Genomic DNA, 20179 nt, shown 5'->3' with positions numbered 1-20179 from the left:
CAAGGACTAGGCCCGCATGACTGTGGCGATCGGGATCCGTGCCGCCCTGATGGCCGGGATGAGCCCGCCCAGCACACCGGCGACGAGGCCCGCGATCACCCCGGCGACCCCCGCCTCCCACGGGAAGGCGGTGCCCACCAGCGACGGGAAGCGGCTGCCGAACATCATCAGCGCCACCTGCAACCCGGCGACGCCCGCGCCGATCGCGAGCGCGGCGGTCAGCAGACCGGTCAGCAACGTCTCGGCCAGCACGATGCCCGCCAGCAGCAGCCGGGACATGCCGACCGCGCGGCGCAGCGCGAACTCCTCGACGCGCTCACCGACGGTGGCGAGGCCGACGTTCAGGATGCCCGCGACACCGATCAGCAGCACCAGGAACGCCATGCCCAGGAAGATCAGTTGCATGATCCGCAGCTGGGACTCCATGCGCTCCTTGGACTTCACCGCCTGGAACTGCATCTGCTCCTGCGGCAGGCCCGCGCCGACGAGCTTGGCCTTGAGCAGCTGCTGCAGGTCGTCCGTGCCCGGCTGCATGAACAGCTCGAGGCTCGTGCCGCCACCGCGGTACTGGTTGGCGTTGCTGGTCGCGGTGGCCGACGGCATCCACGTGCGCAGCTCGTCGAGCCGCATGTAGATGCGCGGCTGCATGTCGCCGTCCTGCACCACGCCGATGATCTGCGGCGTCACGTGGTGGGTGGCGCCCTCGATCGTCATCTCGCCGGGGACGCGGTACTGCCGCAGGCCCTTGGCGGCCTCCTCGTTCAGCACGATCCGGGGAGCGAGCGACGGCGCGGTCCCGAAGTCGAGCCAGCTGCCGGAGACCGGGCGGAACGGCTTGAACGGGCGGATGTCGCCGGTCAGCGCGACCATGCTGACCTCGATGGCCTGACCGTCCGGCTTCTTCTCCGGCTCCTTCTGCTCCTGGCACGTGCCGTCGGCGTCGCAGATCATCCGCGGGCCGTAGTAGTTCCCGCCGCGGCCGGCGTACTCGAACGGCATGCCGCCCTCGTTGATCGGCCGCACACCGGGCTCGCCGATGATCGCCTGCGAGCTGATCATCGCGACGGCGTCGGCGCGGCCCTTGAACGTCGACTCGACGATCGCCGGCGCGCCCTTCTCACCGGGGACGTAACCCCGGATCGTGCCGTCCTTGCCCGACTGCAGTTCGACGTCGGTGAGCATCGCGCGTTCGGCGATCTCCGACCCCGCCTGCACGGCCACGACGGCGAGAACACCCAGGAACAGCGAGACCATCGAGAGGAACGTGCGCAGTTTTCGGGCGCGGATGCCCTGTCCGCCGATGACCAGGGCGGACCGGAACTTGCCGGAAAGCATCAGTTGAACCGCCCGTCGCGGAGCTCCATCACGCGGCCCATCTTGCGCGCGTGATCGTGGTCGTGCGTCACCAGCACGAGGCCACAGCCCTGCCTGGTCGTGTTGAGCAGCACCTCGACGACGAGGTTGCCGGTCTCGGTGTCGAGTGCGCCCGTGGGCTCGTCGGCGAGGATGATCCGCGGCTGCCGCACGAGTGCGCGGGCGATGGCCACGCGCTGCTGCTCACCACCGGAAAGCCTGGTGGGCTTGGACTTCGCGAGGTGCGCGATGCCGACCTGCTCCAAAGCTTCCATGACCAGCTGCTTGCGCTTGCGCCGTGCCGACCAGCCCTGGCCGTTCACCAGTGCCATCGCCACGTTCTGCGCCGCGGTGAGGTGCTTGAGCAGGAAGAAGCGCTGGAAGACGAACCCGAACTCCGCGCTGCGCAACGCCGCGGCCCTGCGTTCGGGCAGCTTCGTGATGTCGTTGCCGTGCAGGAAGTACTGGCCCTCGTCGGCGCGGTCGAAGAGACCGATCAGCGACAGCAGCGTCGACTTGCCGGAGCCGGACCGGCCGAGGATCGCCACGCTCTGTCCAGGATGGACGGTGAAGTCCACACCGGACAGGATCGTGCGCGGTTCCCCTTGCCCCTTCAGGACCTTCGTGATGCCGTTGAGCTGCAGCAGCGGTGCCTGCACCTGAACCGTGGGTTGATCGAAGGACTGCGTCATCACGGACCCGTCGGCTTGGTCTGGTCGCCGCCCTGCTGCTGACCCTCTGGCAGGTTCGGGCCCGGCACGGCCAGTTCCTCGTCACCGGTGAGACCCGACTTGATCTCGATGACCTTGCCGTCGGTCAGCCCCAGCGTCACGTCCGTGGTGCGGCGCGCGCCGTCTCCCGCGATGACGTCGACCTTGCCCTTGCCCTGCGCACCCGCGACGGCCTCGACCGGGACGACCAGCGCCTGCGCCGACTTGCCGGTGGTGACCTCGATCGACGCGCTGGCGCCGTTGATCATCTGCACGTCGGCGGGCGCGGTGCACACGATGCGCAGGCCCGTGGAGCCGCTCGGCTGCTGCGGCTGGTCCTTGGGCTGCTGCTGTTGCTGCGGCTGGTCCTTCTTCTCGTCCTTGGTGTCCGGCGTGACCGGCGGCTTCTCCGGGATCGTGCCCTGCGGCAGCGCGGCGATCGTGCCGAGCACCGCGCACGGGAACGGGCCGGGGCCGTTCTTGATCTGCACCACGACGTCGGTGAGCGCGCCGTTGATCTTGTACGCCTGCTGGCCGTCGATGTCGCCGACGATCGCGTAGCCGACGTGCTTGGCCGACGCGATCGGCATGCCCGCCGTCACCGTCGCCTTGTCGTCGACGAGCCTGCCGCTGAACGTGGATCCGGGCGGCGCCTCGACGTAGTTCGGCGTCTGGTCCTTCCACACCGTGGCGACCCGGATGGGCCTGGTCGGCGTGCCGTTGGGTGCCGGGACGTCGAAGTACCGCACCTCGCCCGCGACCGGCGCGACGAGCCCGAACGTCGGGTTCATCTCGACCTTGCCGGTGATGCTGATCTTGGTGGTCAGGTCCTGCCTGGTGGGCTTGACCTTGGTCATCGGCGTGCCGCGCGGCGCCAGCTCCGGATTGGTCTGGTCCGGACCTGACGGACTGCACGCCGCCACGGTCACCGTGACCAGCGCGCACAGCGGCGCGAGAACAATTTTGCGCACGAACGTCCCCCATGTCGTTTCGACCAACCTACCGATAAGGACACCTGATAGGTCCCTGAGGTTGCATCAGTCTTTCGGCCGATGTCCCTCGACGTTTCGGCCCTGATCGAAACTAGCGGCTCAGCGCGGCGGCATAGGTGGAAAGCGCTTCACGGTCGGGCTGGCCGGTCTTCGCGATGAGCGAGGCGACGTGCTTTTCCACCGTACGCGGCGAGATGTGCAGCCGGGTGCCGATCGCCTTGTTGCCCATTCGGTCGGCCAGCAGCACGAACACCTCGAACTCGCGCACCGTCACGCCGTGCCCGCGCAACTGCCGCGGTACCTGTTCCGTGCCGTTGCGGCGTTGCTGGACCGGCGCTCCGGCCTGGCGCAGCAGGCCGCGGCACGCCGACGCCACCGCCGGAATCGCGGCCTGGTGGAAGTACTCCTCCGCCGAACGCAGCCAGGACACCGGATCGCCCCAGCCCGTCGCCTCCGCCGCGATCAGCCGCCGGCCCAGGTGCCCGGCCAGCGGATACAGCTCCGAGGCTTCCTGGGCGTGCTGAAAGGCTTCCAGGGCCTCGGCGAACCGGTTGTCGCGGCCGAGGAGAACGGCGTGCGCCAGTTCGGTGAACTGCCGGTTCCACCGCATTCCCGAGGCGGACGCCGCGGTCAGCTCCCAGTAGTCGGACCAGCCGAACCGGCCGTCGAGCACACCGAGCAGCACCCGCATTCCGTGCGTGCCGGAAAGGTGGAACGTGGTGGGGTTCTGGGATTCCAGCGCGAGCGCGCGGTCGAGTTCCGCCATCGCCAGCGCGTGGTTCTCCTCCAGCAGGGCGCAGAACGCGCGGGCGAGCCCGAAGCACAGCGGGTACTCCTGCGCCCCGTTCTTCGCGACCGCCTCGAACTCGCTGATGGCGTCGTCGGTTTCGGCGCGGTTGCCCCGGTGCGCGGCCAGGGTCGCCTTCGCCATCAGCAGATAGCGGGTCAGCGCGTGGAACCGCAGGCGGGTCGTCGTGCGCAGGCAGCGGTCGATCTCCTCGGCCGCGACGACGTAGTCCCCGGTCAGCACGGACTGCAGCGCCAGGATCGCGTCCACGTTGTGCGCCACCGTGATCGCGCCCGCCCGGCACGCCTCGGCGTGCGTGCGGCCGAGCGACGCGGTGCTGCCGTGCTGCAGCCAGTCGTTGCCCGCCAGGCGGACCAGCGCGTAGACGTGCTGGATCGGCATCTGGTGCGCGTCCGCGAGCGCGAGAGCCTTGCTGAAGCAGGTGTTCGCCTCGTCGATGTCCTGCTCGCGCGCGATGATCCCGAGCAGTTGCCACGCCTCGCACGCGACCGTCGGCAGTTGCGCCCGGTCCGCCGCCAGTGCCGCCTGCTTGGCGAGGCCCGCGGCCGAGGAGATCCGGTCGGGGCTCGGGATGTTCAGCGTCAGGTAGGCGGAGTTGACGTCCAGCTGCGCGGCCAGTTCGTCAGGCGCGTCCGGTCCGAGCAACGTCCTCGCGACGCGCACCTGTTCCACGCCTTCGGTGAACCAGCCGGCGAGGTAGGCGACACGTGACAGTCGCGTGTGGAGCTTCGCGCGCTGCGGGCCGTCCAGGCCCTGGAGATCCTTCATCTCCAGGGCGAAGGCGCGTTCGAAGTCGCCCGTCTCGGCCAGCGCCGGCAGCAACGTGTCCAGAACGTCGGCGCGGGCGGCGTCGGTGAGCAGGCTCTGCGCGCGGTCGAGCAACGTGACGGCCGACTTCGCCGCACCACCCGCCAGCGCCCGTTTGCCCGCCTCGGCGAACAGAAGTCCTGCCTGGGTCGGCGAACCGGCGTCGAACCGCAGCTTCGCGACGAGCGGGCACCAGTCGCCGGGCAGCCCGGCGTGCAGGTCCTCGATCGCGTCGGCCGTGCGGCACGACAGGTCCACGCGTTCGGCCGGGGTCAACTGGGCCAGCAACGCGTCCGCGGTGAGCGGATGCCGGAACGCGTACCAGTCCGGCGCGGGCTCGTCCGGCGTCACGAGCTGTGCGGCCACCCCGGCGTGCAGGTGGCTGAGCAGCGCGCGGTCGTCGGTGCCGGTCACCTTCTGCACCACGGAGAGCGGGAACCGGTGGCCCAGCACCGCCGCGATGGACAGCACCTCGCGGCCCTGCGGCCCCAGCCTGTCCGTGCGGTGCGCGACACTGCGCACGAACGCCGCCGGCACCGGCAGTTTCAGCTCGCCGAGCACCTGCCAGCCGTGCGCACCGGCCACCAGCAGGCCGCCGCTGACCATGCCGTGCAGCAGTTCCTCGATGACGAACGGGTTTCCGGCGCTGTCCGTCCACAAGCGATCGACGAGCTCCGCCGGGATCAGCTCGCTCTCCAGACACGCGGCCGTCATCTGCCCGACCTCGTCCTGTGACAACCGGTGCAGCTCCACCAGCCGGCCGGAGCCGCGTTGTCCCATCCGGTGCACGAGTTCCAGCGCGTGGCCGGGTTCGGTGCGGATCGTGGCCAGCAGCAGGACCGGCTGGTCCTCCAGGTTGTCCGCCAGGTACTCCACGACGGCGAGCGTCTCCGCGTCCGCCTCGTGCAGGTCTTCGAGGACGAGCAGGCACGGCGTCTTGCGCGCGACGGACGCGAGCAGCCGGAGCACCGCTTCTGCCAGAACCACGACAGATTCCGTCGTGGACCGGTGGTCGTGCCACTCCGGGATCAGCGTGCCCAGCACGGGTTTGTACGGGCCGAGCGCGGAGTCGTCCGGCGGTTCGCCGCGGAAAAGACCCAGAAGTGCTTCCGCGATTGGACGAAACGGCACCATCGGCCCGATGGTCGTGCCGCGTCCTTTGAGCACCCGCATGCCCTCGTCGTACGCGTGGCCCGCCGCGTACCGGGCGAGCCTGGACTTGCCGATTCCCGCCTCCCCGGTGAGGAAGACGGCGCCGCCACGGGACTCGCGCGTGTGTCCGAGTGCCCCCGTGATGGCCGTGACCTCGCGATCACGGCCGACCACGTGGGGCGCTCTGGTCTGCATGTCTGGACCCTAACGGTCCTGCGCAGTTCTCCGTATCGGCTGCCCAGGCGTATTAGGGGTGAAAGTTTCCTACTTGTCGCTCACCGTGGTGTCCGAGATCGCGGGTGTGATGGCCACGAACGCGCTCATCGCCATGGTCACACCCATCAACGCACGCGCACGCGCACCCGCGAAGGTCTTCGGCGCGAGCTCCATCTCCCCGATCGCGTGCTCGGCCGGTTCGGGCTGGTCGGCGGTGCGGTGCAGGGACTCGTTCATCAGGAGCACTCCTCTTTGTCAGGTGACGATTGCAGTAGCAGGACCGACGGGACCGGGAACCCCTGGCGCAGCAGGCCGTGACCGATGCCGGCCAAACCTGTGAACAGGCCTGGTGACGGCACGCCGCCCGGGGTGGCGCAGTGCGCGCCGTGTTCCTCCAGTGCTCCCAGCAACAACGCCGTGCGACGGGTCGCCGCGCTGGGGTGGTGCGCGGCCAGTGCTTCGACGACGCCCAGTTCGCCGTGGCAGAGACTCATGTCCCGCAACGGTTTCCTGGACGCCAGCAGACCGGCCAGACGCTCGTCGTCCCTGGCGAGCGCGGCACCGGCCAGGCCCGTGCACCAGCCGGTGTCGGTCGGGTCGATGGCGTCGCTCTCCAGGAACGATCGTGCGGTCACGTCAGATAACTCGTCGCGAGCCGTTGCCGCGTAACGCCTCAGCGCCCATCCGATTCCCGCATGGCCGCGAGCGAAACCATTCGCGGAACAAATAGCACCACGCAGAGCAGACGCGTAGTGATCGGCCAGCGTGAGTGCTTCCGGCGTGCCGACCGCGAGCATCGCGGCCAGCGAGCCCGCGACGCCGTCCACGACGGTGAGCGACGAATCTTCTTCCGGCATCAGCCGCACGGCCTGGGTCAGCAGCTCGTCGTCCAGGCCGAGCAACGAAGTGAGACGCGCGAGCCCGTAGCAAATGCCGCCCAGGCCGTGGATCCCGCCGCCGGCCGCCGTGACGAGTTCCGGCTCCCCGGCGAACATCTCCAGCAGCGCGGGCAACGGCCGCAGCGCGTCGCGCGCGAACTCCTCGTAGCGCGCGGCGCCGGTCAGCGCGCCCAGTTCGGCCAGGAACAGCGCCACACCCGTGTAGCCGTTGGACAGACCGGCGCCGAGCGGCTGCACCGTCCAGTGCCGGTCGTCGACCAGTTCGAGCCCGAGCCAGTTGACGCGGTCCCTGCCGGTGACGGCGTGCGCGAGGATCTGGTCGGCGATCCCGCACGCGGCGACCAGCAGCCGGGCCGGATCCGGATCGACCGGCGCGACGTGCCCGGACACCGCGACGCCGCTGTGGTGCGACACCGGCCGCGGCCGCGACGCCAGCAGGGCCGTGATCACCCACTGCTGGTCGTGCCGGTCGACCTCGCTCATCGCCAGGATCTTGCGCGTCACGGCGTGCAGTCCGGGCTCCGGCAGCATCCCCGGCAGCCGGAGCCCGGACGCGGTCCACAGGTCGGTCGACCCCGGCCGGCACGTGAACAGCGGCACGTCGCCGCGCCACAGGTCGGAGACCTCGAACGGCACCAGCCGGTCGAGCAGCGGATCGTCGACCACCAGCACGCCGAACGCCAGGTCGCGGTCGAGTGCGTCGGCCAGCACGGACGGATGCGTCGACTCGTCCAGCAACCGCGCGTACTGCCGTGTCGCGCGTGCCACGAACCGCACTTCTTCGTTCACACACGCCCGCACGAGCCCCAGCAGTTCGTCGCGGTGCGCCACGATCGCGTCGTAGCCCGCGCGGAACCCGGCCAGCAGCGAGTCCTGGTAGTCGGCGGGTTCGGCGGGCTCACCCTGCAGCAGCGGCCGGTTGAGCGCACCCGACGACGTCTTGGGGCGCCTGACCAGCCGCATCCGGTCGGTTCCCGCGTCGGCCCAGTCGACCGCGTCCAACGGCGACAGCACGCCGTGATCACCGCCGACCCCGGACACGTCCGCGACCCCGTTGTCGCCCAGCAGCACGTGGGGGAGCAGGGCCGTGCGGTGCACCGAACGCACCAGGGCGAGCGTCGCGGGATCCGTGTCCGGCGTGAGCGTGGGGTGGAACAGCGTCTCGACGTCCACGAGCACCGGCTGGTCGCCGCACGCGATGAGGTTCTCGTAATGCATGTCGGTGCCGTCGACCGCGTAGAGCAACGCGAGCAGCGCGCCGAGCCTCTTGTAGAACTCGGCGACCCCGGCCACGTCCGCGCACGGTGCGTACGGGATGTGCTCCAGCCAGCCGTAGCCGTCGCGGGGGAGCAGTCGCGGCGCGCGGAACTCGATTCCGGTGCGCTGGGAAAGCCAGTCGAGTTGGTCCTGGAACCGCGCGTGCAGCCCTACCGGTCGCGGCCGGTAGATCAGCCTCTGGCCGGACTCGAAGGTCAGGATCGCGACGGTCCGGCCCTGCCGATGTGCGTCGCCCTGGCCCATGTCGATGGAGATCAGCGTGCCCGGATCGGTGTTCTCGAAGATCGTCCGGATGATCTCCCCGCGGTCGCGGGTGAACCGCGACGACAGCTCGTGGTGCGTGGAAACTGCCTGCTCACAGGCCTGCGCGAGCAATCGGGCCAGCACCGGGTAGCGGTTGAAGACCGACGACAGGCTCAACGTCCTGGTGAACTCGGTGAACCGCTCGGAGCTGGTGGGCGCGGTCAGCGTGTCCCGCGCGTTGTGCAGCTCCAGCACGAGCGTCCGCGCCGCGATGGCCACCAGCCGGCGGCCGAGCTGCTCGGCGAACGCCGCGTCGAACGGCGGCGCGACCTCCGTGCGGGACGCGTCGATCAGCGGGCGCAGAGCGTGCGCGAAAGCCGCTGTCCAGCTCTCGCCGGTGCTGGTCTCGGCCGCGGAGGTCACGCGGCCAACCTCGCACGCGCGGGCGGGCGGCACATGGGGATCAACCCCCCAGATTTGCGGGCGGACGTGAATATGGGGGATCGCCACCCATGTTTCGGCGGCCGATTCACCCGAGACTCGATGTCCGAGGGAGGGGAACGGGATGAGGGAGTTCGGAGAACTGCTGCGCACGCACCGCATCGGCGCGGGCCTCACCCAGCAACAGCTGGCTGACTTCGCGATGGTGAGCGTGCGGGCCATCCGCGACCTGGAATGCGGCCGCACCCGCTCACCGCGGGCCGAGACGGTGCGCCTGCTCGCCGACGGACTGCGGCTCGACGAGGCCGGCCGCGCGGACCTGCAACAGGCGGGAGGCCGGGCCGCGGGCCGCACCGCCGTGGCGCCGCCCGCACCGGCCGGGCAGGCGGGCCTGATCGTGGGACGGGAGGCGGAGGCCGCGGCGCTGTCGGCGTTGCTGACGGAGGGACAGCCGGAGGCGGGAGGCTACGAGTCCCGGCGGCTGATCACCATCACCGGCGTGAGCGGTGTCGGCAAGACCAGGCTCGCCCTGGAGGTCGCGGGCGAGCTGCACTTCCGGCACGGCTGGTCGGTCCTGTGGCACCCGGCGCAGCCGAGCCCGTCCGTCGACGACGACCAGGACACCGTCCTCGTCACCGATCGCCTGCCGGACCCGAGTCTGCTGGAGGCGCACCCGAGGCTGCGGATCGTCGTCACGGCACTGGCGCCGACCGGACTGGCCGGCGAGCACGTGTTCCCGCTGGGAGCGCTGGCCGATGACGCCGCGATGCGGGTGCTGCTCACGCACGTGCACCGGGTGCGGCCCGCGTTCAAGCCCGAGCCGGCCAACCAGGCCGCGCTCGTGGGTCTCGTGCACGAGCTGGACGGGCTGCCGTCCGCGCTGGAGTTCGCGGCCGGGTGGTTCATGGTCTACTCGCCGCAGCACCTGCTGGACCGGCTGCGGACCAACCCGCTCGACCCGACCTCGGCGCACCTGCGCGACTCGCTGCGCCGCTCGCTGTCCACAGTGGACGACGAGGGGCGGGAGCTGCTGGTGCGGATGGCCGAGGGAGACGACGCCGCACCTGGCCGGTCCCTGCGGGACCTGTGCGTGCGCGGGCTCGTCCGCCGTGCCGGATCCCGGCACGAGGTGCTGAACCTCGTGCGCGCGGCGGTGCTGGAACCGATGTCGGGGCCACACCTCGCGGGAGGGGTGGCCCTGACCGGACCGTGCTAGAAGGCTGCGGTCAAGCACGCGAGGCGGTCACCGGCGGTGCCCGCCTTGCCGTGCTCGGTGCTGGTGTGCGCGGCGTGCACGACGACGGCGTTCGCCTCGCCCTTGCGGAACTCCCACTTCACCGTCGCCGTGCCGGTCGCGGCGCCCTGCGCGTCGGTGGTGAAGTCCAGCCAGATCTCGTTCTCGGCGTTGGCGTACTTCGGGTCGACGCTCGGCGACACCGGGTCCTTCTCGTTCTGGTAGTGCGGGCCCGAGTCGGCCGGCTTGGCGCCGCACGGCTTGGTGTGCACGTGCGAGCCGTACTTCGTGTTCGGCAGCAGGCCGGACACCTTCAGCTCGACCGTCGTCTGTCCATTCGCGATGGACGAACCGGTGGAGAGCTTGGCGCCCAGCGGGATCCGCGCCACGTCGTAGGTGATGCCCTTCGGCTGGTCACCGGACGCCGCGGGAGCCACCGCGTCGGTCTCCGCCACCGGCTGCACGGCCTGGGTCCGCGGTGCGGACGGGGGCGCGGGCTCGCTCGAACAGGCGGCCAGTCCTCCGGTGAGCAGTACGGCTCCCGCGAGGGTCGCCACAGTCGTGCGCATGTTTCTCCTTGAGTCAACTGCGTTCCAGGTTCCCATCCCCTCCACGTTCACGATCGGGTGACTGGTTCAGATCGGCCGAGACGAGGTCCGTGAGCGCGTCTCGATAGGCCGTGCACAGGTGGTAGTCGCTGTGAGTCTCCACTTTGTCCGGTGACCCGTTGGTCTCGCCTGCGCGCCGGTCGAGGTCGTTGGGTTCCCAGCCGTGCACGGGAAAACCCAGGTAGTCGGTGCGACGCCACAGGTTGATCCAGTTCTTGTCCATCAGTCTGGTGAGCCCGCGTTCCGGTGTGCTGCCAGGATTTCGGCGCCACGGATCGCACGAGAACAGTGCGCCCGCACGGACCTCCGGTGTGCCCAGGACCGAAGGACCCAGCAGTTCTGGGAAGATCCGCCCGAAGTACGGCCGCAGCTGCACGCCGTAGGTGAGCAGCCGCACGCGCTGGAGATACCCCTCCGGCAACGCGAACAGCGCCGCCACAGCCAGCACGGCGCCCAGGCTGTGCGCGGACAGCACCACCCGATGATCAGGCGACTCGTCCAGGAACTCACGGGACCTGTCCGCGATCTCCGGCACCGCGCGCTCCGCGTAGCAGGGCGGCGCGAACGGGTGGGCGGTGCGCGGCAGGAAGCACATCAGGTCCCACACCAGGCCGAGGGGCCGGCGGTTGGTCAGCATCCCGGCCCCGACGAACGACCCGATCACCGCGACCCCGGCGAGCCCGGTGACCCAGTCGCCCTTGCCCACCACCCACGTCACGCCCGACCACTGCGACCACGAAGGCGAGGCGAACGCCAGGTAGCAGGTCAGCACCAGGGCGAGCACGCCCAGCGTCGACAGCACGCCCGCCACGGTCTCCGCCCGGTGCGTCACCGCGACCACGTGCCGCACCCGCACGACGAGCACCTCGGCCTCGTCGTCGTCGAGCACGGCGGGCTTGGTCAGCCGCGGCAGCAGCACGACGGCCTGGGCGATCACCAGCAGCACCAGCGGAACCAGCGCGACGGCGAACGCGGCGCTGAACCACGAGTAGAACGGCGGCGCCTGAAGACCCGTGCCGACCCAGCCCCGGAACGTCAGCACCAGCACGGTCGCCATCGTCACCGACGACGTCAGCGACAACCCCAGCAGCACACCGGGACCGGCGCCGCGCCAGGCCTGCCACTGATCACCGTCCTGCGGCCGGGCGCGCCACGCGAGCGCCCCGCCGGCCACGACCGCACCGATCCAGGCGAGCGGAACCCAGTACGTGGCAACCATGAAAGCCACGAACAGCACGAGCAGGACCAGCGGCCCCTTGGCGTCGTTGCGCCGCCACGACCATGCCGCCAGCACGGACCCGAGCAGCGCGACCGTGACGACCGGCGGTCCCCACGACGTCAGCCACAACGGCCCGTCGAACGCCGGTTCGATCGCGTACAGGCCGAACCCGTGCGCCACCAGCACGAGCACCGCCGAGATCATCAGCAGCCACGACCACAGGCCGCCCTTCTCGGTCGACGGCACGTCCGGGCAGTCGGTCGCCGTCACGACCACCCGCGCCATCACGACCGCCAGCACCCCGGCCGCGAGCACGGTCAGCACCAGGAAGAACGCGTGCCGCCACAACTGCGCGCTCGTCACCAGCACCACCACGCAACACCCCGCCGAGATGTGCAGCCGGGTCAGCCTGCGGATCCGCGGGCTGCCCTCCCACATCGACGCCCGGCTCAGCATCACGCCCGGCCGCCGCACGGGCTTGCGCCGCATCGTCGCCTGCTCGTACCTGTTGCGCGACAACGAGGTCAGCGCCACCAGTCCGAGCAACAGCAGCACCGGCACGACGGACGCGGCGAGCACCCTGACGTGCCGCGCGGGATCGCCCAGCACGTCCAGGAAGTCCGGCAGCCGCTTGCACGTGATGCCGGGCAGCGAGCACTGGATCGCGTAGACGTCGATCGCCACCTCGCACACCGCGAGCACCAGCAACACCGTCAGCCCCAGCCCGAAGAGCCGCGTCGAGGCCGCGCCGCGCCCGGCGTTCCACCAGACCATGTGCTTGGTCGTCGGCGTCGAGTCGTCGGGGAGTTTCCGCGACCAGTAGGCGACGTTCGCCAGCCCGAACGGCAGCAGCAGCGCCCACCCGACGCGCCCCAGCACGTTCGCGAGCACCGACGGCACCCCGCTGCCCGGCACCCCCGGACTGCTGCGCGCCATCCCGCCCCACGAGTACGCCTCGCGCCGCACGGCCGCAGGCACCTGCCCGGCGTGATCCGGCGGCAACTCGGCGAGCTTGTCCGGCTTCGGCCGCCAGAAGCTGCCGAACCGGTCGCCGCGGAACTGTTCGACCGCGTGCTCGGGAAGGGCCAGCATCGCGTCCGGGGGTGTGTTGTTGACCCCGTGGATGCGCAGTTCCAAGAACCGTGGGTTCATGACCGGCCTCCCCCTTTACTCCAGTTGTCGTCCTGAAAACTGCTCCAGTTAGCGGCCGAACGGGTGAAACAGGTGTATCCAGGCGCCCTGGAAAGCCTCTACTGGACAAGGAGGCCCCACCATGACCACAACCGCTCACCCGAACGTCGCAAACTCCGTCGGACTCGCCGAGTTCCTCGCGACGGCCGGCACCCTCACCCTGGCGCAGCGCAAGCTCATCGTCGACCAGGCGCTGATCCTGCTGGAGCAGAACTACGCGCACCTGCCCCTCAAGGTCGCCATGCACGCGGTGAACCCTGTGCAAAGACTCAGGGTTCTCCGAGCCAGACTCGAACGGCAGACCGACGCCACGGCCGAGGCCGAGTGGCAGTTCCACCGCGAGCTGTCGAGCACCTTCCACTCGGTGCGCGACCTGCACACGAACTACCTGCTGCCCGCGCCGTTCGCGGGCAGGATCGCCTTCCTGCCGTTCCAGCTGGAACGCTGTTTCGCCGCCGACGGCACCGAGCAGTACCTCGTCGCCCGCACGGTCGCCGGTTTCGACGGCATCCCGGCCGGTGCCGAGGTGACGCACTGGAACGGCACGCAGATCGGCCGTGCGGTGGCGTTGAACGGCGCGATCTTCGCGGGCAGCAACACCGCCGCGAACCTGGCCCGCGGCCTCGAGTCGCTCACGTTGCGCCCCCTGGTGATCCAGCTCCCGCCCGACGAGGACTGGGTGGTCGTCACGTTCCGCACCGAGGCGGGTACCGCCGAGGACGTCCGGGTCGACTGGCAGGTCACGGAGAACCTCCCTCCGATGACCGACGTCGACGCTCTGAGCCCCGCAGCGGCCGCCCAGGGCGTCGACCTGGACTCCGACGAGAAGGCGCGCGCCAAGAAGTTGTTGCACGCGCCCAAGGTCGTGCAGGCCGAGGCCGCCGGTGGCGCGGTCGCGATGGCGTCCCAGGACGTCGCCACGACGATGCCCGGTGTGTTCCGGGCGCGTCCGGTCGCCACGCCGTCCGGCACGTTCGGGCACCTGCGGATCTTCACGTTCAGCGTCGACGACCCGCAGGCGTTCCTCGCCGAGTTCGTCCGGCTCGCGAACCTGTTGCCGCAGAACGGACTCATCGTCGACGTCCGCGACAACGGCGGCGGCCACATCTTCGCCTCGGAGTTCCTGCTGCAGACGATGACGCCGCGGCCCGTGCAGCCGGAACCCGTGCAGTTCCTGAGCACGCCGCTGAACCTGCGGATCTGCCGGCGGCACGCGGAGGACCCGACCGGCCAGATCGACCTCGGCCCGTGGTTCCCGTCGCTCGACAGCTCAACGGAGACGGGCCAGGCGTTCTCCTGCTCGCACACGATCACGCCGGTCGACGGCGCGAACGCGGTGGGCCAGACCTATCACGGCCCGGTCCTGCTGATCACCGACGCGCGCTGCTACTCGGCCACGGACATCTTCGCCGCGGGCTGGGCCGACCACGAACTGGGCCCGATCCTCGGCGTGGACGACAACACCGGTGCGGGCGGCGCGAACGTGTGGACGCACGGTCTTCTGAAAACACTGCTGACGATCCCGGCACCGGGCGACGCCGAGTCGCCGTACAAGTCGTTGCCCAGCAAGGCGAACATGCGGGTCTCGATCCGCCGCACGTTGCGCGTCGGCAAGCTGGCCGGCACGCCGGTGGAGGACCTGGGTGTGCGCCCGACGCACCAGCACAAGGTCACACGCGCGGACCTGTTGCAGGGCAACGTGGATCTGCTCGCACGGGCGGGAGAGCTGTTGAAGGCGCTGCCGGTGCGACGGCTCGGAGTGGCGGTCGAGGGAACGACCGTCTCCCTGGACACCGTGAACCTCGACCGGGTGGACGTCTACGTCGATGGCCGCCCCGCCACCTCGCTGGACGTGACCGACGGCGCGCACACCGCGACGTTGACCGCGACCGGGCGCGAGGTGCGCGTCGAGGGGTTCGCGGACGGGCAGCTGGTGGCCGCGCGCAAGGTCGCCAGCTGATCGAGCGGGCGCTTCCGGTGACTCCATGACCGGAAGCGCCCGCTCTCTCTTCGAACTAGTGGTGTGGCCCAGAAAGTTGCCGGGCGAATTCGCGGTCAGACGGGTGCATCGTGGTGCCGCCCCCACGTCCTCGTACTGGTTTTACGGAGGCGTGGGGGCGGCGCCGCGAGGTGCCCTGCTGAGCGTGGATCACCTCGCCAACGTTCCGAGCCACACCACTAGCGCGTGAACGTGTACGCGCGGTCCGACGCCACCGCCGCCAGCTGTGCCTCGGTGCCCGGCGTCCAGCTCTGCACGTAGACCACCTCACCGTTGCGGCGGAAGTTCCACGCGGTCGCGGTGCCGTACAGGTCGTTCTTCGTGAAGACCGTCACGCCACCGCGGTGGTCGCTCTCCCTGCCGGTGCACGTGTTCTGCTCGCAGACCTGCGTCGGCGAGTTCGAGAAGAAGCCCGGGGCGTTGACCTGCATGAACACCGTGTTGTTCTGACCGTTGACGGTGAACTCCGTCCAGTTGGTCATGTACTGCATGTCGTCGAACACGCCCTCGGCCTCGCCACCCCAGTTGCCGGGCTCGACGTTCTGCGCGCCGCGGAAGACCTTCGGGAAGGTCTGCTGCAGGCGAGCGGTGAACCCGGCCGCCTGCTTCTCCAGTTCCGCCTTGGTCTTGTGGACCGGCGTGACGTCCTTCGGCGGCCAAGCCAGGCCGGTCTGAGCGGACGCCGTGCCCGCGAGTCCGAGAAGTGCCAAGCCCGTCAGGGCAGCCGCCATCACGTTGCGCATGCGCATAATTCCCCCTGGTGATCGTTCGCTTGCGAAGGGAAGGACGCCAGGTGATCACCGGAGGTTGCATGCGAGATCGTTTCTAGAGCCAGCCTCGCCGCATCGCCTGAACGCCTGCCTGGAACCGCGTCTGCGCCCCGCACCGGTCCATCAGCTGCCGCACCCGCCGCTGCACGGTCCGGGGCGCGAGCCCGAGCTGCCGCGCGATCGACTCGTCGGTCAGCCCGGCGGCGAGCAGGCCGAGCAGGTTCGGGTCCACGTCGGCCGCCGCCGCGTAGATGCCGCCGGGGCTGAACGGGATTCCCTTGTCCCAGTACAGCTCGAACGTCGAGCGCAGCACGTCCAGCAGCGCGGACGGCCGGATCAGCAGCACCTTGTCGATCACGTCGCCGGACGCCACCGGCAGCACGGCCGCGTGCGCGTCGATCACGGCGAGCTTGAACGGCAGCGTCGGCGTGACGCGGGCCCGTTCGCCGGCCGCGACCAGTTCGATGATCTCGGTGACTCGGCCGGGCAGGTCGACGGCGGACCTGTCGTAGACCACGCGCCACTGCACGTCGCGCTGCCGCGTCGAGTCCTCCAGCTCGGCGTGCTCCTCCTGCGGCGACAGGTACGGCGGCTGGTCCAGGACGCAGACCTCCTCGCGCGCGCCGCCCAGCAGCGTGCGCCACAGATCGCGCACAGCGTCCTTTCCGGACACCACCTCGACGAACGCGTTGTCCGCCAGTTCCTCGTCCCGGTTGCGCAGGTACAGCTCCATCAACGGGCCGACGTCCGCGCGGGCCCGGCGGTGGGCCTCCTCGCGGGCCGCGATCAGCGCCTCCACGGCGAGGTCGGGCGGGACGGCCTGCCACACGTCGCCGGGCAGGTGCCGGACCATGCCGAGCTCCCGCATCGACTCCAGCAGGGCGGCCGACGCGCCGATCTCGACGGTCGTGCGGCTGCCGCCCGTTACCAGAAGCTCGTAAACAGCGGTCTGTTCCGCGTTGACGCCCAGGTGTCCCAACACGGCCACATTGTGCGCCATTCAGAGCAGTACCCCTGTCGTGAACACGCCAGTGTCGTTAAACGGCCTCCGCTAGACCTGTTTTCGCAGCTGTGACCCGGCTTACGGTCCCCCCACCTCCGCAGCCGGTTCAGAACACTGACGCCCTCAACGGCACGCGAAGGCCCTGCGTGGAAGGACCTCACGTGAACGGATTGCGACGCACGACCCTGTGCGCCGCGGCAGTTTCCGCCGCCGTGTTCAGCGTTGCCTCACCCGTCAACGCAGCTCCAAGCCAGATCCAGTCCCAGCCGGACTCGACCCAGGTGAACCGTCCCTTCGAGCGGCTGATCGTCGGCTACAAGCCCGGCACCGCCGAGGCCTCTTCCGACACCGCTGCCTCGGACGACGCCCGCAAGAAGGGCAAGTCCCTGCACCGCCGCACGGCGAGTGGCGCGGTGGTCGTCGACCTCGGCGCCAAGACCACGAACGCCGACAGCACGATCCAGGCGTTCAAGAGCGACCCGAAGGTCGCCTACGTCGAGCCGGACCTGCTCATGCAGCCGTTCGCCGACCCGAACGACACCGAGTACTCCCGGCAGTGGGACCTCTTCGAGGCCACCGCGGGCATGAACGTGCCCGGCGCGTGGTCCAGCACGACCGGCTCCGGTGTGACCGTCGCGGTCATCGACACCGGCTACGTCGCGCACAGCGATCTGGCGTCCAAGGTCGTCGCGGGGTACGACTTCGTTTCCGACTCCGCTCGTGCCCGTGACAACAACGGCCGCGACTCCAACCCGGCCGACGAGGGCGACTGGACCGCACGCGGTGAGTGCGGCACCGACGCCAACGGCAACCCGGTGCCCGCGCAGGACAGCGCGTCGTCCTGGCACGGCACGCACGTCGCCGGCACGATCGCCGCGGCCACGAACAACGGCAAGGGCATCGCGGGCATCGCCTACGACGCCAAGATCCAGCCGTTGCGCGTGCTCGCCAAGTGCGGTGGCGCCACCTCGGACATCGCCGACGCGATCACCTGGGCGTCCGGCGGCACGGTGAGCGGCGTCCCCGCGAACGCCAACGTCGCCAAGGTCATCAACATGTCGCTGGGCGGCAAGTCCTCCTGCTCCACGACGTACCAGAACGCGATCAACGGCGCCATCAACCGCGGCACCACGGTCGTCGTCGCGGCCGGCAACTCGAACGACAACGCGTCGCTCTACACCCCGGCCAACTGCAGCGGCGTGATCACCGTCGCGGCGTCTTCCCGTGAGGGCAACCGCACGTTCTACTCGAACTACGGCACCCGCATCGACATCGCGGCTCCGGGCGGCGAGACCCGTCGCGGTACCGACACCCCCGGCACCATCACCACGCCGGAGAACGGCATCTGGTCGACGCTGAACGCCGGCGCCACCACCCCCGGTGCCGAGAACTACAAGCCCTACCAGGGCACGTCGATGGCCGCACCGCACGTCGCGGGCCTCGCGGCACTGCTCGTGGCCAAGAAGCCGTCGCTCACGCCGGCCCAGGTCAAGGACCTGATCAAGACCAACGCCCGTCCGCTTCCCGGCACCTGCTCGGGTGGCTGTGGCGCGGGTCTCGCGGACGCCGCCAAGACCGTGGCCGCCGTCGACACGACTCCGCCGCCCTCCGGTGGCCTGGAGAACACGACCGACGTCGCCATCGCGGACCGCGGTGCCGCCGTGACGTCGTCCATCACCTCCACGGTGACGGGCAACGCCTCCTCGACCACCAAGGTCGGCGTGGACATCGTCCACACCTACCGCGGTGACCTGGTGATCGACCTGATCGCGCCGGACGGCACCGCCTACCGGCTGAAGAACTCGTCCTCTTCGGACAGTGCCGACAACGTGGTGGCGACCTACACGGTCAACGCCTCGTCCGAGGTCGCGGCGGGCACGTGGAAGCTGCGGGTCCAGGACGTGTACTCCGGTGACACCGGGTACATCAACTCCTGGAACCTGACCCTGCAATAGCTCTACGAGTTCGCCGAGGGGCGGCGCCTTCCAACCCTGAGATCTGGGGGAGGCGCCGCCCTTTCACATGCGCACGAGTTTCCGGTTGCGGTGCACGATCCGTTCCAGGTAGTCGGCGACGTCCCGGATCGACGGCAGCCCGAGCACGTGCCGTTGCGCCCGCCGCACGCCCGCCCGGATCCCGTCGTCCGTCAGCGCCCGCTGACAGGCCTGAGCGACCGCGTCGGAGCAGAAGTCGTGCACCCGCACGCCCAGCTGGAGATCGTTGACCCGATGGGCGTTGTGCATCTGGTCGTGCAGGACCGGCAGCACGGCCGACGGCACCCCGGCCCGCATCGCCTCGCGAACGGAGTTGTACCCGCCGTGCGACACCAGCAGATCCGCGCTCTGCAACAGCAACGCCTGAGGCAGCGACTCGACCAGGTGCACGTGCGCCGCCGTGGCCTCCACCGGCAGCCCGCCCGTCAGCACCACCGCCTCGCACTCCACAGAGGACAGTCCGGCCACCATCGCCTCCAGGTGGGCCAGCGGCGAGCGGTCCAGGGCCTGCGGGGGCAGCGCGTCGAAGTCGAACAGCTCCGGCGACGACTCGGACTCGAACACCCCGCCCGAGGTGGAGGTCGACGCCACCACCAGCGGCCGCGACGGGTCCAGGTCCGCGAGCCACTGCGGCAGCCGTTCCCCGGCGCTGTGGTGCGACGGTTGCTGGAAGGCGAACGCGGGAGGCATCGGCTGGCGGGCGAACGAGTAGCCCGGCGGGACCGCGTCCAACCGGCCGTACCGGTGCGCCGAGTCGAGGGACTCGTGCAGCGGCCGGCGCAGTTCCGCGCGGCGTTCGTTCAGAGCGTTCAGCAGCGTCAGGCGGTCCATGTACTGGCCGACACCGGACGGCGTGGCCACGTGCGGCACGCCCAGGTGCTCGGCGACGAGCAGGCCCGCGAACTCGATTCCGCCGCGCAGCACCAGTTCGGGCCGGAACTCGGTGGCGACCGGCAGCAGCGCCTGGACGGCCGCGGTGATGTGCGGGCCCGCCGCGAACTCGACGATCATCTCGTCGGAGAACGGGTCGTAGTCCGGTGGGAGCGTGAGCACCTCGCCCTGCAACAGGTCCGCGAGCTGGTCGGCGATCTCGGGGAACACGGCGGCGACGCGCACCGGCTCGTCCGCGAAGCCGCGCAACACCGACGGCGGGCCCGTCACCAGCACCTCGTGGCCGAGTGACGTGAGCATCGCGACCAGCGGCAGGGTGGCCCTGGCGTGGGCGGCCGAGAACGCGACTGTGCACAGCACGCGCACGGCGT

Annotated in this window: 14 protein-coding genes; 3 read left to right on the top strand and 11 right to left on the bottom strand. The window is 70.2% G+C overall.

Translation table 11 applies throughout. From position 1 onward, the window contains the following. Positions 1–6: 6 nt before the first annotated feature. The 6 genes from SK854_RS02925 to SK854_RS02900 form a co-directional block, all read right to left on the bottom strand. The gene (locus SK854_RS02925) at positions 7–1335 is read right to left on the bottom strand and encodes an ABC transporter permease (protein WP_319973365.1); all 1329 of its coding nucleotides are present in this window, start codon (positions 1333–1335) and stop codon (positions 7–9) included. Then, positions 1335–2045, bottom strand: coding sequence for an ABC transporter ATP-binding protein (locus SK854_RS02920; RefSeq protein WP_319973364.1), 711 nt, complete (start codon positions 2043–2045; stop codon positions 1335–1337). The genes SK854_RS02925 and SK854_RS02920 overlap by 1 nt, the downstream gene beginning before the upstream one ends. Next, positions 2045–3034, bottom strand: coding sequence for an efflux RND transporter periplasmic adaptor subunit (locus tag SK854_RS02915; RefSeq protein WP_319973363.1), 990 nt, complete (start codon positions 3032–3034; stop codon positions 2045–2047). The genes SK854_RS02920 and SK854_RS02915 overlap by 1 nt, the downstream gene beginning before the upstream one ends. Positions 3035–3146: 112 nt before the next feature. Beyond that, a complete protein-coding gene (locus SK854_RS02910) occupies positions 3147–6017 on the bottom strand; it encodes an AAA family ATPase (RefSeq protein ID WP_319973362.1) in 2871 nt (956 codons plus the stop codon). Positions 6018–6086: 69 nt separating this feature from the next. Beyond that, entirely contained in the window at positions 6087–6275 is a 189-nt protein-coding gene (locus tag SK854_RS02905; protein WP_319973361.1) for a hypothetical protein, read from the bottom strand. Then, entirely contained in the window at positions 6275–8881 is a 2607-nt protein-coding gene (locus tag SK854_RS02900; protein WP_319973360.1) for a type 2 lanthipeptide synthetase LanM family protein, read from the bottom strand. Before SK854_RS02900 ends, SK854_RS02905 begins: the two co-directional genes overlap by 1 nt. 142 nt (positions 8882–9023) lie before the next feature. Between SK854_RS02900 and SK854_RS02895 the strand changes: the two genes are divergently transcribed. Then, positions 9024–10115 (top strand): helix-turn-helix domain-containing protein, encoded by a 1092-nt coding sequence (locus SK854_RS02895; protein ID WP_319973359.1) that lies wholly within the window; start codon positions 9024–9026, stop codon positions 10113–10115. Here the strand turns inward: SK854_RS02895 and SK854_RS02890 are convergent. Then, the gene (locus SK854_RS02890) at positions 10112–10702 is read right to left on the bottom strand and encodes a superoxide dismutase family protein (RefSeq protein ID WP_319973358.1); all 591 of its coding nucleotides are present in this window, start codon (positions 10700–10702) and stop codon (positions 10112–10114) included. The genes SK854_RS02895 and SK854_RS02890 overlap by 4 nt on opposite strands. A gap of 13 nt (positions 10703–10715) precedes the next feature. After that, positions 10716–13112: a hypothetical protein gene (locus SK854_RS02885; protein WP_319973357.1), complete on the bottom strand. Its 2397-nt coding sequence runs from the start codon at positions 13110–13112 to the stop codon at positions 10716–10718. Between the two features lie 121 nt (positions 13113–13233). On the opposite strand from SK854_RS02885, the gene SK854_RS02880 reads away from it, so the two are divergent. After that, on the top strand, positions 13234–15111 hold the full coding sequence (locus tag SK854_RS02880) for a S41 family peptidase (RefSeq protein WP_319973356.1): 1878 nt from the start codon (positions 13234–13236) through the stop codon (positions 15109–15111). 218 nt (positions 15112–15329) lie between these two features. Here the strand turns inward: SK854_RS02880 and SK854_RS02875 are convergent, their stop codons facing one another. Together SK854_RS02875 and SK854_RS02870 are read right to left on the bottom strand one after the other, a co-directional pair. Further along, positions 15330–15893: a hypothetical protein gene (locus tag SK854_RS02875; protein ID WP_319973355.1), complete on the bottom strand. Its 564-nt coding sequence runs from the start codon at positions 15891–15893 to the stop codon at positions 15330–15332. Positions 15894–15975: 82 nt separating this feature from the next. Next, entirely contained in the window at positions 15976–16902 is a 927-nt protein-coding gene (locus SK854_RS02870; protein WP_319973354.1) for a LuxR C-terminal-related transcriptional regulator, read from the bottom strand. A gap of 182 nt (positions 16903–17084) precedes the next feature. Here SK854_RS02870 and SK854_RS02865 point away from each other — a divergent pair, with 182 nt between their 5' ends. After that, positions 17085–18878, top strand: coding sequence for a S8 family serine peptidase (locus tag SK854_RS02865; protein ID WP_319973353.1), 1794 nt, complete (start codon positions 17085–17087; stop codon positions 18876–18878). Positions 18879–18941: 63 nt separating this feature from the next. Here SK854_RS02865 and SK854_RS02860 read toward each other — a convergent pair whose 3' ends face one another. Beyond that, complete coding sequence (locus tag SK854_RS02860) at positions 18942–20168, bottom strand: glycosyltransferase (RefSeq protein ID WP_319973352.1); 1227 nt, start codon at positions 20166–20168, stop codon at positions 18942–18944. Positions 20169–20179 lie beyond the last annotated feature (11 nt).

Source organism: Lentzea sokolovensis (assembly GCF_033949975.1).
In the GTDB taxonomy this organism is placed as follows: domain Bacteria; phylum Actinomycetota; class Actinomycetes; order Mycobacteriales; family Pseudonocardiaceae; genus Lentzea; species Lentzea sokolovensis.
The sequence above is the reverse complement of the archived record's forward strand: the minus strand, read 5'-3'. Positions and strand labels throughout refer to the sequence as shown.

Excerpts from the sequence above, each read along its gene's own strand:
- SK854_RS02890 (WP_319973358.1), bottom strand. The coding sequence starts at position 10,702 with ATGCGCACGACTGTGGCGACCCTCGCGGGAGCCGTACTGCTCACCGGA.
- SK854_RS02875 (WP_319973355.1), bottom strand. The coding sequence starts at position 15,893 with ATGCGCAACGTGATGGCGGCTGCCCTGACGGGCTTGGCACTTCTCGGA.
- SK854_RS02910 (WP_319973362.1), bottom strand. The coding sequence starts at position 6,017 with ATGCAGACCAGAGCGCCCCACGTGGTCGGCCGTGATCGCGAGGTCACG.
- SK854_RS02920 (WP_319973364.1), bottom strand. The coding sequence starts at position 2,045 with ATGACGCAGTCCTTCGATCAACCCACGGTTCAGGTGCAGGCACCGCTG.
- SK854_RS02905 (WP_319973361.1), bottom strand. The coding sequence starts at position 6,275 with ATGAACGAGTCCCTGCACCGCACCGCCGACCAGCCCGAACCGGCCGAG.
- SK854_RS02925 (WP_319973365.1), bottom strand. The coding sequence starts at position 1,335 with ATGCTTTCCGGCAAGTTCCGGTCCGCCCTGGTCATCGGCGGACAGGGC.
- SK854_RS02885 (WP_319973357.1), bottom strand. The coding sequence starts at position 13,112 with ATGAACCCACGGTTCTTGGAACTGCGCATCCACGGGGTCAACAACACA.
- SK854_RS02895 (WP_319973359.1), top strand. The coding sequence starts at position 9,024 with ATGAGGGAGTTCGGAGAACTGCTGCGCACGCACCGCATCGGCGCGGGC.
- SK854_RS02880 (WP_319973356.1), top strand. The coding sequence starts at position 13,234 with ATGACCACAACCGCTCACCCGAACGTCGCAAACTCCGTCGGACTCGCC.